Below are 13948 nucleotides of genomic sequence, written 5' to 3'. Positions count from 1 at the left end.
TAGAGCCGAGCCCATGCTCGGCTGCCCCTGGCTCAGCCGAGCATGGGCTCGGCTCTACAGAGGGATCCCAGCACGATAGGCAGCGAATTCCCTGCGGAAAGGGATATGCCCCACTTCAGGTCACGGGGCGCGGCGCAGCGTGATCAGGGTGATTTCCGAGGACACCCCGATGCGCGCGGGGAATCCGGCCCACAGGCCAGCGCCATTGCTCACGTACAGGGTCATCCCATCCACGTCGTAGCGGCCGGAGACGAAGCCACCATTGGCCCGCTTCACCAATTGGTCCATGCCGATGATCTGCCCGCCGTGGGTATGCCCGGACAGCTGCAGTTTGACGCCGCGCGCTGCTGCCGCGCGTGCATTACGCGGGCGGTGATCGAGCAGGATCACGGGCGCGGTGGGATCGGCGCCGGCCAAGGCGGCGTCCAGATCCGGCAGCGGCAGGCCATAACGCGCCGCCACCGGGTCGGTGACACCAGCGATGGTCAGCGCCGCATCACCGCGTCGCACCTGCAGGTGGCTGTTCTCCAGCACCTGCATGTGCAGCGCGCGGAACGCCTGCATCCATGCCTGGTACTGCGCGTAGTACTCGTGGTTGCCGGTGATGGCGATGACACCGTCCGGCGCCTGCAGATCGGCCAACGGACGCGCGTCGTCGCGACGGGCCTCGACGCTGCCATCGATCAGATCGCCGGTGATCACGATCAGGTCCGGCTTCAGCGCGTTGCTCTCGGCCACCACTCTACGCACCCAGTCGCCGGTCAGCAGACGGCTGGCATGGATGTCGGTCAGCTGCAGCACGCGATAGCCGTCGAACGCCGCTGGCAGCCCGGCAATGCTCACCTCGATCTGCCGGGCATGAGGCACCGCCATGCCCTGGCTGACACCATAACCACTGACCAGCAGCGCCAGCACGCCGGCTGCCGGCCGCAAGCGCCGCGTGCGCAATGCGGCTACCGCACGTGGCCAGCGCAGCAGGCGGGACGCGAGCAGGCCCGCATCCATCGCCAGCATCAGCAACGCCAACAGCAACACCGCCGTGGAGCCGGTAGCCAGCGTGGCAATGGCCAGTTTCGGAATCTCGGGCGAGGCCATCGTGCCCCAGAACGTGGCGACGATACGCAGCTGCACGGCTACGCCCACCAGCAGCAGCGACAGCACGACCTTCTGCCAGGGGGGCATGCGCAGTGGCCAGAACAGGCGCCAGGCCACATACAGGCCCATCAACAAACCGATCGTACTCAGCACTGCAACCATCCGGGAGGGAAAGTGGGGGCCGCCATGGTGACGGCTGCGGGCGGCGTTGTGTAGCGCCGAGCCCATGCTCGGCTGCTCAACATGCAGCCGAGCATGGGCTCGGCTCTACATCAACAGGTGGGTCAGGCCATTCCGTCGAGGCGCTCCAACCGCAGGCGGGCGATGCGGCGCTTCTCCATCGCCAGCACGGTGATGCGCACACCCGCCACCTCCACCACATCGCCGATGTCCGGCAGCTGACCCAACTGCTCCAGCACCAGCCCGGAGATGGTCATGTAGTCGGCACTGCGCGGCAGCGATACGCCGGCCAGCCGCTGCAGGTCGTCCAGAGTCAGCGCACCGTCGGCCTCCCATTGGTCCTCGCCCTGCGCGACCACGCCATAGCGCTCGTCCTGGGTATCGACCAGGTCACCGGCAATGGCCGCCAGCAGGTCGTTGGCGGTCACCAGGCCTTCCACGCTGCCGTACTCGTCCACCGCCACCGCCAACGGCACCGGGTGCTGGCGGATCAGTTCCAGCGCCTGCAGCGCGCTGGCACTGGACAGCACGTACTGCGGCTCGCGCAGGTTGCCCTCCAACTGCAGCGGCCTGCCCTGCAGCAGGTCGGCCAGCAGGTCGCGGCTCTGCACCACGCCACGCAGGCTGTCCAGGTCACCCTCACCCACCAGCAGGCGGGTGTGCGGCGACGCCACCAGGCGTGCCACCACATCCTCCTGCCCACGCGCCAGGTCGATCCACTGCACGTCGGCACGCACCGTCATCACGCTCGACACCGGGCGATCGGCCAGGCCCAGCACGCTGCGGATCATCTCGTGTTCGGCCGGCTGCAAGCGCTCTGCAGTGTCCACCTGCCCGTCCCCCCCTTCATCGTCGTGACCATTGGCCGGGCGCGCGCCCAGCATGCGCAGCACGGCATCGGCGGTGCGCTGGCGGAACGGCAGGCGGCGCTCGTTGCGCTCGCGGTTGAAACGCACCCACTGGTTGAACGCCTCGACCAGGATCGAGAAGGCGATCGCCGCGTACAGGTAGCCCTTGGGGATCTTGTAGCCCAGTCCTTCGGCCACCAGGCTGAAGCCGATCATCAGCAGGAAGCCCAGGCACAGCACCACCACGGTAGGATGCTTGTTGACGAAGCGGGTCAGCGGCTTGCTGGCCAGCAGCATCAGCGCCATGGCGATCGTCACGGCCGCATACATCACGCCGAGGTTGTCGACCATGCCGACCGCGGTGATCACCGAGTCCAGCGAGAACACCGCGTCGAGCACCACGATCTGCGCCACCACCATTGCGAAGCTGGCGTAGACCTTCTTGCCGTCCTCGTGGTGTTCGCGGCCTTCCAGCCGTTCGTGCAGTTCCATGGTGCCCTTGAACAGCAGGAACAGGCCACCGCCAAGCAGGATCAGGTCACGCCCGGAAAAGCTGTGGTCGAACAGCGTCAGCAGCGGCGCGGTCAGTTTCATGATCCAGGCCAGTGCGGCCAACAGCACCAGCCGCATCAGCAAGGCCAGCGCCAGGCCGATCACCCGCGCGCGGTCACGCTGGTGCGGCGGTAGCTTGTCGGCAAGGATCGCGATGAACACCAGGTTGTCGATGCCGAGAACGATCTCCAGCACGACCAGGGTTGCAAGGCCCATCCAGATCGAGGGGTCAGCCAACCATTCCATTTCAGGTCCGTTTCGTCAGTAGGCAAGGGAAAAGAGCGACCGCTCAGTCAGCGTCCTGTGCCTGCGCCGGGTCGTGCCCGAGCAGGTCACCGGGCGTGCACTGCAGCTCGCGGCAGATCGCATCAAGGGTGGAAAAGCGGATGGCGCGCGCCTTGCCGGTCTTCAGGATCGACAGGTTGGCCAGGGTGATGTCGATGCGCCCGGCCAGCTCGGACAGGGTCATGCCCCTTTCCTGCAGCATGCGGTCCAGGGTGATGACGATTGCCATCAGATGACACCGTCGAGGTCATCGCGCATCGCTGCGCCCACGGCGAAGACGCGCGCCAGCACGAACAGCATCAGCACGGCCACCAAGCCAGTGATCGACATGCCACCGCCGACCTCCATCCAGGCGAAATCCGGGCCCATCCAGGCCGCGTAGGCGCCGATCAGGATCGACAGCAGCTCCATCGCCAGCATCAGCCAGGCCATGCGCTGCAGGCGCTGTGCGTTGGCGTGGGTGAACGGCCGCTCGCGCGCCGCCGACTTCAGCAGCCGCAGCAGGTGGCGCAGGAACATCAGGCACAGCACCAGCAGCGCGACGATCGCGCCCAGGCCCAGGCAGAAATGCAGGAACAGGTCATTGCCATGCGCGGCGACAGCCGCAGCGTCATGCACGCTGTCGAGCAGCCAACGGCGGTCGTGGGCGACCAGCGGCACGGCCAGCAGCGCGGCCAGGATGCCCAGCCAGCACATCGCCCTGACGGCCTGTACGGCCGCCAGGGCCAGGGTGAACAAGCCTCGCGCGGGTCTGGCGCGGGCGGGACGAGCGGTCAAGCGGCCTCCGGCATTGGGGTGGCCTCGCCGCCCCGGGGTGGATTTATCGATAAACGATATATCACATGCCGCGTGAAAGGCTGAATCGCGAGCGTCGCCCCTGTCAGGGCCCAAGTGCGCCCTGTGCCTGCATCGCTTCGCCAGGGGCGGCCGAGGCCATGGCCTGCACCCCGGCTTCGGCCGCCTGCCGCGTGACCAGGCGGAAGCGCACCTGCAGTTTGCCCTGCCCCGGCGCAGCCCAGCCGTACTGGATGGCCACCTGATCGGCCGACAGTGGCCCACGCCCTGGCAGCGACCGTACCTGCAACGGCTTCGGTGCGGCCTGCACCAACCGGGCAAACCCCTTCTGCACCACCGCCGCGTCGGCCTTCTCGGCGTAGACCGTACACGTTCCATCGTCAGCCCAGCTCACCGCATAGCGGCCACTGGCCAGCGGCACCATCCACGCCACGCCCGATTGCCCCTGCAACAGCGTGGCGGCTTCGGCCGGCTGCAGCGGCGACAGCCCATTGGATTCCATCAGCGACTGCAACCGCGCCGGGGCCCCGATGTGCTGCATGCAGGCGGTATCGAACAGCTCGCTGAAGGGATCCTGCGCCGGGGCCTTGGCCTTGGGCGCACGCGCGGGTTGCGCCACCACCAGTGTGGGCAGCAGGGCCAAAGCCAGCCAGAAGAACGCAGGACGCATCGGGATTCCACGCTACGGAAAACAGCGGGGAGGATGGCAAAGGCCTGGCGCGCCGCGCAATGGCCGCGATGGCCGCCAGCCTCCCGCTGCCGGGTCAGACGGCCATTTCGCCCTGGTCCTCGCCATCCCAATAGTGGATGCGGCTGGCGCGCACGTGAATCAGCACCAGCCCCGGTGTATCCACGCCCTGCTCGAACCAGCGCTCAAGATCCTTCACCCAGTGCTCGCGCATCACAGCGCGATCGCGCACCAGCGCCGCCCTTCCCTGCACGTGCACGAACAACGGCGGCTTGCCCAGCAGCGACTTGCTGCCGGAAAAACCCAGCGCAACGGCGGGGTCAGCCTCAATCTCGTGCACCATGTCGGTGTCTTCCGTGGTGAAGAACCAGCTGTCACCGTCGTAGTCCACGTCACCGTTGTTGCTCATCGGACGACCGGCAATTTCTCCGCCGGCGCGGGTCTGCAGCATGGTGAAATCGATGTCGGCCATCTTCCTGGCCAGTTCGGGCAGGGTGAGCTGGGTCATGGTGTCGTCCTTCATCAAGTGGAATCCCAGCGTCTGCCCAGAGCGGTGACCGAAGCGTGGAAGGTCCATGGCGACTTCTTCACAGAAAACGAGATAGGGCGCGTGGCGCGTGCGTGACGCGATGCTCACCACACCACCTGCGCTTGCAGCAGCTGCACGCCCCATCGCGCGTCGGGCGATCCTGCAGACGCTGCGACGGGTGCATGCACGCATTGGCTGACGCGTGCCATCAGCGCGTGATGCGACCGTCCCCCGCCACCCGTACCCGGTCACGCCCCTGTGCCTTGGCCTGGTACATGGCCGCATCGGCGGCACGCAGCAGGCTGCGCCAGCCCAGCGCATCGGTGCCGCCCTTGGCCACCCCGAAACTGGCGGTCACGCGCAGCACGATGCCCCCGGCCAGCGCGATGTCCATCTGCCGAAGCGCCAATCGCAATGTTTCAGCCAGCTGGCGCCCGCCGGCCAGATCACCGTCGGCCAGCAGCACCAGGAACTCCTCGCCACCATAGCGGGCGATGTTGTCGCTGCGCCGCAGGTGGTGCCGCAGCAACTGCGCCACCTGCACCAGCACTTCGTCGCCGGCTTCATGGCCATGGCCATCGTTGATGGCCTTGAAGCGATCCACGTCCAGCAGGATCACCACGGCGCTTGCCTCGCCCCCCGCATGTCTCCGCTGCACCACCTCATCCAGCGCGCGCCGATTCAACAGCCCGGTCAGTTGGTCGGTACCGGCCAGCTGGCGCAGCTCGCTGGTCAACGCCGAACGCTCGCGCGATTTCTCGCGCAGCACTTCGATGGCATCGAACAGGCGCTGCATCTCGGCCAGCGGGTGGGTGACATTCTCCTCCGGACCGGGGGTATCCGAGGCAAGCTGGATCACCTGCTGCTGCGCCTGCAGCAGTGGCTGCAGGATCTGCAGGTGGGCAATGCGCAGGGCCATGCCCAGCACCACCAGCGTGCCCAGCGCGGTCGCCACCAGCACGGCCAGACGCATGGCCTCACGGTTGCGACTGCGTTCGAAGCGGGCGATGGACACGCTCAGGTAGCCATCGCGCAGCGCCTCCAGCGACTGCAGGGTCGGCACGTAGCGTTTGGTGAACGCGGCGGCGGTCCACGACGGCGGCACGCCACGGCGGCCATCCTCGATCAGCTGCTCGATCATCGGCAGTGACTCACCGAAGAGCTGCCGCCGCGCCATGTCCCAGTGCCAGGACAATTCCGGGTCGCTGCGGAACACCGACTCGTGGCTGCTCGCCAACCGCCACAGCTCCAGCAAGCGGCCCTCGGTCTGCAGCGCAGCGCGCACCTGTTCCTCGCGCCACGCCCCCGGTACCGCCACCGGCGCCATCACGTTCGAGGCCAGGCGGCCACCATGCTCGCGAAGATCGAACAACAGCTGGCCCTGCATTGCCGGAATCGCCGCCTCACGGTCGGCACTGACCAGCGCGTTGATCTGCGCCGAGGTCAGCAGATGCAGGCGATCAACCACCGCGAACATGCCGCTGATCGCACGCTCCACCTCCAACACACGGCGTGCGTCATGCGGTTGCGCCGCGACATGATCGACCGCAGCCCGCGCCGACTTCAGGCGACGCTGCGCGCTGGCCAGCAGGCGATGCTCGTCGTACACGCCCGGGTCATCCTTGAACACGGTCTCCAGCTGCAGCAGGGCAGTGTCGACCCGCTGGCGTGCGGCCGCCAGCTGCGCAGCCAGCCGTGCCTGTTCGGCGGCATCGGCCGGGTCAGCCCCCAGCAGGCTGTTGGCCGGGCCTCGCTCGGCTGAAGCCAGGTTGGCAAGATCGAAGGTCTGCCGCAGCTGCCGCAGGCTGGCCAGGTTGCCTTCGGCGTCGGTGTAGCGCAGTGTTCCCTGGACCAGGGCGATGGCCATCAACGGCAACGTGCACACGACAAACAGCCCAGCCAGGATCCAGACCCAGGTCCGCAACCTGATGGGCGATACCTTGCCGGCCATGCAGAATTCCCCTGAAGTGCGGCTCACTGTAGCGACCGGCTCCGGCGGCGCCAAGCCAGTGCCGCCCGATCCGCGAGGGGGGATATAGCGCGGCGCGCGCGAACGCGCCGACAATGCCGGCGCCCCGACGCCAGCCGATCAGATGCGACAGGTTACGCCGGGTCAGATCCAGCGCTGGTCGACCAGTTCGCGCTTCACGTAGGCATAGAACACCGGCGCCGCCACCAGGCCGGGCAGGCCGAACGCCGCCTCCATCACCAGCATGGCCAGCAGCAGCTCCCAGGCGCGGGCCTGGATTTCACCGCCGACGATGCGCGCATTGAGGAAGTACTCCAGCTTGTGGATCACGATCAGGTACAGCAGCGCCGCCACTGCCACGTAGAACGAGACAGACAGCGCAACGATGGTGATGATCGTGTTGGAAATGATGTTGCCCACCACCGGCAGCAGGCCGGCGACGAAGGTGATCAACACCAGGGTCTTGGACAGCGGCAGGTGCACACCGAACAGCGGCAGCACGCCCAGCAGGAAGATCGCGGTGAACACGGTGTTGAGCAGCGAGATCTTCACCTGTGCGAACACCACCTGGCGGAATGCGGTGGCCAGGCGGCTGGTGCGCCCGATCAGCTCCTGCGCCAACGGCCCCATCTTGGGCACGGGAAGTTCGTCGTACAGCGCGATCATCGCCCCCAGCACCATGCCGATCAGCACGCGCACGCCCACCTGCACCACCGAGGTACCGGCCACGCCCAGCTGGCGCTGGTGCTCGGCGGCCCAGTCGTTCAGCGCCGCGCGCAGCGCCGGCATGTCTTCGGGAATGTAGGGTTGCAGCAGCGCCGGCACCTGGTGCCGCGAGGTATTGAGGATCTCCATCAGGCGCGCCAGCAGCGCGTCCGGGCCGCCGGTCTCATTGCGGAAGAACGAGGCCACGCCGATGCCGGCCAATACCAGCGCGCTGATGATGATGGCCGACAATACGATCACCGCGATCGCCCGCGCTCGTCCCGGCGGCAGCTTGCCTTCCACGGTGGAGGCCAGCACGTGGGTCAGCTGGAACACCAGCAACCCCGACAGCAGGGTCACCACCAGGCCCAGCTTCAACGCCAGCCACATGCCCAGCAGCATCATCAACCACGCCGCGATCCGCGCAACGGGGGGCTTGGGCGGTGCAACGAGGGCGTCTTGCATGGGCGGTGCGTCCGGGCGGGGTGGCCCATGGTAGAGGATTGGTGGCGACGATTCCGGGTACAGCATGAACGAGCGCTATGCCCTCGTTCTGCGGTATGCCCACCGCCCCGGCCCGCTCATTCGCCATAGCTGGCGTTGTTCTTGCCCTGGCGCTTGGCGTGGTAGAGCGCACGGTCGGCCAGTGCCAGCCAGTCCTCGACGCTGCCACCGCGCGGCGTTGCCGCGATGCCGATGCTGACGCTGAACTCGATGCCCGGTGTTGCCTGCCGTGCTGCTTCCAGCAGGTGCAGGCGGACCCGCTCGGCCACCTGCATCGCATCGATGGGCGCACAGTCGTGCAGCAGCACCACGAACTCGTCGCCTCCCAGCCGCGCAGGGGTATCACCGGGCCGGGCGAAGGCGCGCAAGGTGGACGCGATATGGCGCAGCACTTCATCCCCGGCACGATGACCATGCGAGTCATTGATGCGCTTGAAGTCATCCACATCAAGCATCAGCAGGCAGGCGAAACCACCCTGACCCTGCGCCTTGTCCAGTGCCTGCTGCGCGCGGACGATCAGGAAGCCGCGGTTGGCCAGCTCCACCAGCGGGTCCATCCGGCTCAGCCGCTTCAACTGGCGGTTCTGCGATTTCACCCGACGGGCCAGCTGCCAGCTGAGAATGCTCAGCCCGATGCCATACACGAACAGGAACGGGATGCTCAGCATGATCGTGCGTTGCGAGGTCACCGGCTGGAATGGGAAGCCGAGCGCCCACCAGGTGAGTGCGAAGCCCAGCAGCAGCGCCAACGTGGCGCGCGTCGCCAGGCGCACGCCACCGGCTGCGATCTTGTCGGCCACCAGCAGCGCGGCAAACAGCGCGCTGGGCACGGCACTGAGCGCCATGAATGCGATCCAGCCGCCGCCGAACAGGGAATCGGCCACCATGCAGCGGAACTGGACGCGCGCCGGCTGGCGGGAGCGCCGGGTCAGCAGCAGCGCCAGCGCGGGCCACGCCAGCGCGTTGAGCAGCAGCAGGACCCACGCCCATCCGCCATTCTGCCGTTCGAGGATGATCGACGCGATGGGGATCGCCCCCAGTCCATTGCCGACAAAACGCATCCAGCCGATGCGACGTGCCGCGCCAATGCCTTCGACCGCGCCTTCCGCCGAATCGGTGAAGAATGGCATTGCCCCCTCCTGCGCGATCGCACCTGCTGCTACGGCCCTTGCCGGGCTGGCTGCCGGTGAGTCTGACAGGTTCGCGTCAATTCGGGATCAAGGCGGCGCCCCGTGGCGCGGTGTTCACCCGCCCCTTGGGGCCGCCGTGGAACCGCGCAGCATGAAGCTGAACTCCAGCGTCTGCTGCAGCGGCACATCGACCTGTTCGATGATGGCGAGCAGCAGGTTGACCGCGCGCTCGCCAATCTGCCGCATCGGCTGCCTGATCGTCGTCAGCGGCGGCGTCAGGTAGCGCGAGGAGGCCAGGTCGTCAAAGCCGACGATGGACAGGTCCTCCGGCACGCGGATGCCCAGCTCCCGGCAGGCAGCGAGAGTGCCCAGCGCCATCTGGTCGCTGAAACAGAAGACCGCAGTCGGCACCGGCGCGACGGCCAACATCGATATCGCAGCTGCATGGCCGGACTCCACCGAAAAGTCACCCGGCATGATGTTCAGCTGGCGCAGGCGCCCACGCGCCTTGCCCGCCGCCCGGACCCCTTCCATCCGTTGCTGGTGCAGCGGATTGTCGGGGGGGCCTCCCACCACCGCGATCCGTTCGTGTCCCAGTCCATACAGGTGTTCCATCACCGTGCGCGCGGCGGCGGCATTGTCGATGTGGACGCTGGGAATCCCCAGTGCGGGATCGAATTCACAGCCGTTGACCACCGGTGCGGCGGAACCGCGTTGCTCAACGATGTCACGCGCCGTAGGTGGCAGGCGATGCCCCAGCACGATCATGCCGTCGGCCTCGTTGCGCCGGAGCATCTGCGCGTAGCGCTCCTCGCGGTCCGGTTGATGCTGGGTATCCCCCAGCAGGACCGCGTAGCCGACCGCCTGCGCTGCGTCCTCCGCGCCCTGCAGGATCTGGGCGAAGAACGGATTGGCAATGTCCGGGACGGTGACCAGGATCTTGCCGCTGCGGTGGGTCTTGAGCGTGCGGGCCACCGTGTTGGGCACATAGCCCAGCGCGGCGGCCGCCTGCTCGATGCGCGCACGGGTGGCCGGCAGGACCTTGTCCGGCCGGGACAGTGCCCGCGACACCGTGCCGGCGGAGACGCCGACGTGCTTTGCGATGTCGTAGATGGTGGCCATGGCGTTAGTTCTCCCGTCCGCTGTGCAGTGCACAACAGGTCCTGCGTGCGCCCCTGCTAGGATAATGCAATCGATTGCATCGAGGGCGAATCACGTTGAAGACGCTCAAGGGTCCAGCGCTGTTCCTGGCGCAGTTCATCGGCGACACAGCTCCTTTTGATCGGCTGGACACGCTGGCCGGATGGGCCGCGGGTCTGGGCTATTCTGGCGTACAAGTTCCCACCTCCGCGCCCCGCCTGTTCGATCTGGCGGAGGCGGCACGCAGCCAGGCGTACTGCGACGATACTGCCGGCATGCTGGCCGGTTACGGCCTTCAGATCACCGAATTGTCTACCCATCTACAGGGGCAGCTGGTCGCGGTCCATCCTGCCTACGACAGCCTGTTCGACGGATTCGCCCCGGCGAACGTGCGCGGCAACCCGCCGGCGCGCCAGGCGTGGGCGGTGGAGCAGCTGCGGCTGGCGGCTCAGGCCAGCCAGCGCCTGGGGCTGGCCGCGCATGCCACCTTCTCCGGCGCACTGGCCTGGCCCTATTTCTATCCGTGGCCGCAGCGCCCGCCGGGCCTGGTGGAAGAAGCCTTCGCCGAACTCGGCCGCCGCTGGCGACCGATCCTGGATGTCTTCGACACCTGTGGTGTGGACCTGTGCTTCGAGCTCCACCCGGGCGAGGACCTGCACGATGGCGCAACCTTCGAGCGCTTCCTTGACGTGGTCGATCACCACCCGCGCGCGAAGATCCTGTACGACCCCAGCCACCTGCTGCTGCAGCAGATGGACTACCTCGGTTTCATCGATCGCTACCACGCGCGCATCGGCGTCTTCCACGTGAAGGACGCGGAGTACCGGCCCAGCGCGCGCAGCGGCGTGTATGGCGGCTACCAGGACTGGATCGATCGCCCGGGCCGGTTCCGTTCACTCGGTGATGGCCAGATCGACTTCAAGGCGATCTTCTCCAGATTCGCGCAGTACGACTTCCCGGGCTGGGCGGTACTGGAATGGGAGTGCTGCCTGAAGCACCCGGAAGACGGTGCACGCGAGGGCGCCGCCTTCATCCGCGATCACATCATCCATGTAACCGAACGCGCCTTCGACGATTTTGCCGGGAGCGGCACGGATCTGGAATCACTTCACCGCATGCTGGGAATCTGAACCATTTCCGCCCCGGGAGGGCAAGCCATGACGCACGCGATGTCGCGCCTGGGCGCGATGATGTTTCTGCAGTTCTTCATCTGGGGGGCGTGGTTCGTCACCCTGGGGACGTACCTTGTGCAGGGCCCCTTGCAGGCCAGCGCGAGCCAAGTGGCAACCGCGTTCCTCAGCCAGTCCATCGGCGCCATCGTGGCACCCTTCCTGGTCGGCCTGATCGCGGACCGCTATTTCGCGGCGCAGCGCATCCTGGCAGTACTGCACCTGGCTGGCGCGGTGCTGATGTGGCTGGCTTCCACCGCCACCAGTTTCAGCGTGTTTTCCGCGTGCGTCATGGGCTACATGCTGCTGTTCATGCCGACGCTGGCCCTGGCCAACAGCGTGGCGATGCGGCACATGCAATCGCCGGAGAAGCAGTTCCCGCTGGTACGCGTGGCCGGCAGCGTCGGCTGGATCGTCGCAGGCGTGCTGATCGGCTGGCTGGGCTGGGAACAGGCGCATCGGCTTGAACTGACGTTCCGGATGGCGGCTGCAGCATCGCTGGTGCTGGGCCTGTATGCGTTCACCCTGCCGCACACGCCACCACTGGCGCAGCAGCGCGAGGCCGGGCTGGGACAGATCCTGGGGCTGGATTCGTTGCGGCTGCTGAAATCGCGTGCCTACCTGGTGTTCTTCCTGGCTTCCATCGCCATCTGCATTCCGCTGTCGTTCTACTACAACTTCACCAATCCGTATCTCAACGATCTGGGCGTGCAGGGCGCCGCCGGCCTGCAGTCGCTGGGCCAGGTGTCCGAAGTGCTGCTGATGCTGGCCATGCCCTTCCTGTTCGTGCGGCTGGGGGTGAAGACCATGCTGGCGGTCGGCATGGCCGCCTGGGTGGTGCGCTACGCCCTGTTCGCCTTCGGCGATGCCGGTGGCGGTTTCCCGCTGCTGGTGATCGGCATCGTGCTGCACGGCATCTGCTATGACTTCTTCTTCGTCACCGGCCAGATCTACACCGACGCCCATGCCGGCCCCGCCGCGCGCAGCAGCGCACAGGGCTTCATCACCCTGGCCACCTACGGCGTGGGCATGCTGATCGGCACCTTCCTGTCCGGTGCCGTTGTGGAGCACTTCACCACCGCAGCAGGCCCGGACTGGCAACGGATCTGGTTGTTCCCGGCCGGTGTTGCACTGGTGGTGCTGATCGCCTTCCTGCTGCTGTTCCGCGACCGCCCGGCAGCTGCTGCAGCGCCGTACACACCCTGAGGAGACCGGCCGATGCCCCACCTTGGAATCGCCATCGTTGGTACCGGCATGATCGGCGCGGTGCATCGCCGCGCGGCACTGCTGGCGGGCGCCGCGGTACGCGGCGTACTGGCCTCGTCGCCGCAGCGCGCGAGCGAGGTGGCACACGCGTGGAATGTCCCGCACGCCTATCGCGATATCAATGACGTCGTCGCTGACCCCCAGGTACAGGTCGTGCACATCTGCACGCCCAACCACCTGCACCGCGCGATGGCGCAGGCCGCGCTGGAAGCCGGCAAGCACGTGATCTGCGAGAAACCTCTGGCGACGACGCTGGACGATGCACGGGCGCTCGCGGCGCTGGCTGCCTCGACCGGATTGGTTGCCACCGTCCCCTTCGTCTACCGCTACCACCCGGTGGTCCGCGAGGCGCGTGCACGCATCGCGCAGGGTGAACTTGGGCCGTTGCACCTGATCCATGGCAGCTACCTGCAGGACTGGCTGCTGGACCCGGCCAGCAACAACTGGCGGGTTGACCCGGCGCTGGGCGGCGCGTCGCGCGTGTTCGCCGACATCGGCTCGCACTGGTGTGACCTGGTGGAATGGGTCAGTGGCGAACGCTTCACCGAAGCGAGCGCGGCGTTCGCCACGGTCATCGCCGAGCGCAGCGCCACCACTGGCCAGAGCTTCAGCACGCCGGCGACAGGCGGCGCAAGGCAGGCGGTCGAGAGCGAGGACGTGGCCGCAGCGATGTTCAGGACCGGCGCCGGCACGCTGGCGTCATTGACGGTCAGCCAGGTCTCGGCCGGACGCCACAACCGGCTCTGGTTCGAGATCGATGGCGCCAATGCGAGCGTGGCGTTCAACCAGGAGGATGCCGAGCGGTTGTGGATCGGCCGGCCCGAGCAGCGCGAGGAAATCTTCGTGCGCGGCCCGGGTGCCGGCAGTGCCGAACAACGCCGGTTGTCGCCGCTGCCAGCGGGGCATGCCCAGGGCTACGGCCACTGCTTCGAAGCGTTCGTCGCTGACACCTATCGTGCCGTTGACGGCGAGCGCTTCGAAGGCCTGCCCACCTTCGAAGACGGCCTGCGCTCGGCGCGGATCGTCGATCGCGTCATTGCATCGGCCAGGTCACGCGCCTGGACCGCCATCGGTTGAATCCCGGGAGGATCTG

Annotated in this window: 14 protein-coding genes; 4 read left to right on the top strand and 10 right to left on the bottom strand. The window is 67.2% G+C overall.

The genetic code is table 11. The features are described from left to right. Positions 1–120: 120 nt before the first annotated feature. The 7 genes from AC5P9W_RS04580 to AC5P9W_RS04550 form a co-directional block, all read right to left on the bottom strand. Positions 121–1257 (bottom strand): metallophosphoesterase, encoded by a 1137-nt coding sequence (locus tag AC5P9W_RS04580; protein ID WP_021203077.1) that lies wholly within the window; start codon positions 1255–1257, stop codon positions 121–123. 122 nt (positions 1258–1379) lie between these two features. Continuing rightward, the gene (locus AC5P9W_RS04575) at positions 1380–2921 is read right to left on the bottom strand and encodes a TerC family protein (RefSeq protein ID WP_206621304.1); all 1542 of its coding nucleotides are present in this window, start codon (positions 2919–2921) and stop codon (positions 1380–1382) included. Between the two features lie 43 nt (positions 2922–2964). Further along, on the bottom strand, positions 2965–3189 hold the full coding sequence (locus AC5P9W_RS04570) for a helix-turn-helix domain-containing protein (RefSeq protein ID WP_005408494.1): 225 nt from the start codon (positions 3187–3189) through the stop codon (positions 2965–2967). Beyond that, the gene (locus AC5P9W_RS04565; RefSeq protein WP_031270018.1) at positions 3189–3656 is read right to left on the bottom strand and encodes a DUF2975 domain-containing protein; all 468 of its coding nucleotides are present in this window, start codon (positions 3654–3656) and stop codon (positions 3189–3191) included. The genes AC5P9W_RS04570 and AC5P9W_RS04565 overlap by 1 nt, the downstream gene beginning before the upstream one ends. A 184-nt stretch (positions 3657–3840) precedes the next feature. Beyond that, positions 3841–4425, bottom strand: a complete 585-nt coding sequence (locus tag AC5P9W_RS04560) for an NMCC_0638 family (lipo)protein (protein WP_329867039.1) — start codon at positions 4423–4425, stop codon at positions 3841–3843. Between the two features lie 94 nt (positions 4426–4519). Next, positions 4520–4951, bottom strand: coding sequence for a pyridoxamine 5'-phosphate oxidase family protein (locus tag AC5P9W_RS04555; protein WP_026346954.1), 432 nt, complete (start codon positions 4949–4951; stop codon positions 4520–4522). Between the two features lie 229 nt (positions 4952–5180). Beyond that, positions 5181–6839, bottom strand: coding sequence for a GGDEF domain-containing protein (locus tag AC5P9W_RS04550; protein WP_495218909.1), 1659 nt, complete (start codon positions 6837–6839; stop codon positions 5181–5183). Between AC5P9W_RS04550 and AC5P9W_RS04545 the strand changes: the two genes are divergently transcribed. Beyond that, complete coding sequence (locus tag AC5P9W_RS04545) at positions 6832–7011, top strand: hypothetical protein (RefSeq protein WP_227851995.1); 180 nt, start codon at positions 6832–6834, stop codon at positions 7009–7011. The two genes, AC5P9W_RS04550 and AC5P9W_RS04545, sit on opposite strands and share 8 nt — an antisense overlap. Positions 7012–7085: 74 nt before the next feature. Here the strand turns inward: AC5P9W_RS04545 and AC5P9W_RS04540 are convergent, their stop codons facing one another. The 3 genes from AC5P9W_RS04540 to AC5P9W_RS04530 all read right to left on the bottom strand — a co-directional run bounded on the left by AC5P9W_RS04540 (position 7086) and on the right by AC5P9W_RS04530 (position 10402). Beyond that, entirely contained in the window at positions 7086–8111 is a 1026-nt protein-coding gene (locus AC5P9W_RS04540) for an AI-2E family transporter (RefSeq protein WP_021203071.1), read from the bottom strand. Between the two features lie 116 nt (positions 8112–8227). Then, positions 8228–9280 carry a sensor domain-containing diguanylate cyclase gene (locus tag AC5P9W_RS04535; protein WP_019659361.1) on the bottom strand — a complete coding sequence of 351 codons (1053 nt, stop codon included), beginning with the start codon at positions 9278–9280 and terminating at the stop codon, positions 8228–8230. Positions 9281–9394: 114 nt separating this feature from the next. After that, on the bottom strand, positions 9395–10402 hold the full coding sequence (locus AC5P9W_RS04530) for a LacI family DNA-binding transcriptional regulator (RefSeq protein WP_021203069.1): 1008 nt from the start codon (positions 10400–10402) through the stop codon (positions 9395–9397). Between the two features lie 95 nt (positions 10403–10497). On the opposite strand from AC5P9W_RS04530, the gene AC5P9W_RS04525 reads away from it, so the two are divergent. From AC5P9W_RS04525 to AC5P9W_RS04515, 3 genes are read left to right on the top strand one after another with little or no spacing between them, the layout of a single operon-like run. Then, complete coding sequence (locus AC5P9W_RS04525; RefSeq protein WP_206621305.1) at positions 10498–11550, top strand: sugar phosphate isomerase/epimerase family protein; 1053 nt, start codon at positions 10498–10500, stop codon at positions 11548–11550. A gap of 27 nt (positions 11551–11577) precedes the next feature. Beyond that, positions 11578–12795 (top strand): nucleoside permease, encoded by a 1218-nt coding sequence (locus AC5P9W_RS04520; RefSeq protein ID WP_111098244.1) that lies wholly within the window; start codon positions 11578–11580, stop codon positions 12793–12795. Positions 12796–12807: 12 nt separating this feature from the next. Further along, entirely contained in the window at positions 12808–13932 is a 1125-nt protein-coding gene (locus tag AC5P9W_RS04515; RefSeq protein WP_058980803.1) for a Gfo/Idh/MocA family protein, read from the top strand. The last annotated feature ends 16 nt before the right edge of the window (positions 13933–13948 follow it).

The organism is Stenotrophomonas sp. YJH_SMC_33, assembly GCF_059372295.1.
Note: the sequence above shows the minus strand (reverse complement) of the source record. Positions and strands in the feature narration are given on the sequence as shown.

What these genes read in the sequence shown, in the direction of transcription:
- AC5P9W_RS04580 (WP_021203077.1), bottom strand. Translation starts at nt 1,257, where the DNA reads ATGGTTGCAGTGCTGAGTACGATCGGTTTGTTGATGGGCCTGTATGTG.
- AC5P9W_RS04575 (WP_206621304.1), bottom strand. Translation starts at nt 2,921, where the DNA reads ATGGAATGGTTGGCTGACCCCTCGATCTGGATGGGCCTTGCAACCCTG.
- AC5P9W_RS04570 (WP_005408494.1), bottom strand. Translation starts at nt 3,189, where the DNA reads ATGGCAATCGTCATCACCCTGGACCGCATGCTGCAGGAAAGGGGCATG.
- AC5P9W_RS04565 (WP_031270018.1), bottom strand. Translation starts at nt 3,656, where the DNA reads ATGTGCTGGCTGGGCATCCTGGCCGCGCTGCTGGCCGTGCCGCTGGTC.
- AC5P9W_RS04560 (WP_329867039.1), bottom strand. Translation starts at nt 4,425, where the DNA reads ATGCGTCCTGCGTTCTTCTGGCTGGCTTTGGCCCTGCTGCCCACACTG.
- AC5P9W_RS04555 (WP_026346954.1), bottom strand. Translation starts at nt 4,951, where the DNA reads ATGACCCAGCTCACCCTGCCCGAACTGGCCAGGAAGATGGCCGACATC.
- AC5P9W_RS04545 (WP_227851995.1), top strand. Translation starts at nt 6,832, where the DNA reads ATGGCCATCAACGGCAACGTGCACACGACAAACAGCCCAGCCAGGATC.
- AC5P9W_RS04550 (WP_495218909.1), bottom strand. Translation starts at nt 6,839, where the DNA reads ATGGCCATCGCCCTGGTCCAGGGAACACTGCGCTACACCGACGCCGAA.
- AC5P9W_RS04540 (WP_021203071.1), bottom strand. Translation starts at nt 8,111, where the DNA reads ATGCAAGACGCCCTCGTTGCACCGCCCAAGCCCCCCGTTGCGCGGATC.
- AC5P9W_RS04535 (WP_019659361.1), bottom strand. Translation starts at nt 9,280, where the DNA reads ATGCCATTCTTCACCGATTCGGCGGAAGGCGCGGTCGAAGGCATTGGC.
- AC5P9W_RS04530 (WP_021203069.1), bottom strand. Translation starts at nt 10,402, where the DNA reads ATGGCCACCATCTACGACATCGCAAAGCACGTCGGCGTCTCCGCCGGC.
- AC5P9W_RS04520 (WP_111098244.1), top strand. Translation starts at nt 11,578, where the DNA reads ATGACGCACGCGATGTCGCGCCTGGGCGCGATGATGTTTCTGCAGTTC.
- AC5P9W_RS04515 (WP_058980803.1), top strand. Translation starts at nt 12,808, where the DNA reads ATGCCCCACCTTGGAATCGCCATCGTTGGTACCGGCATGATCGGCGCG.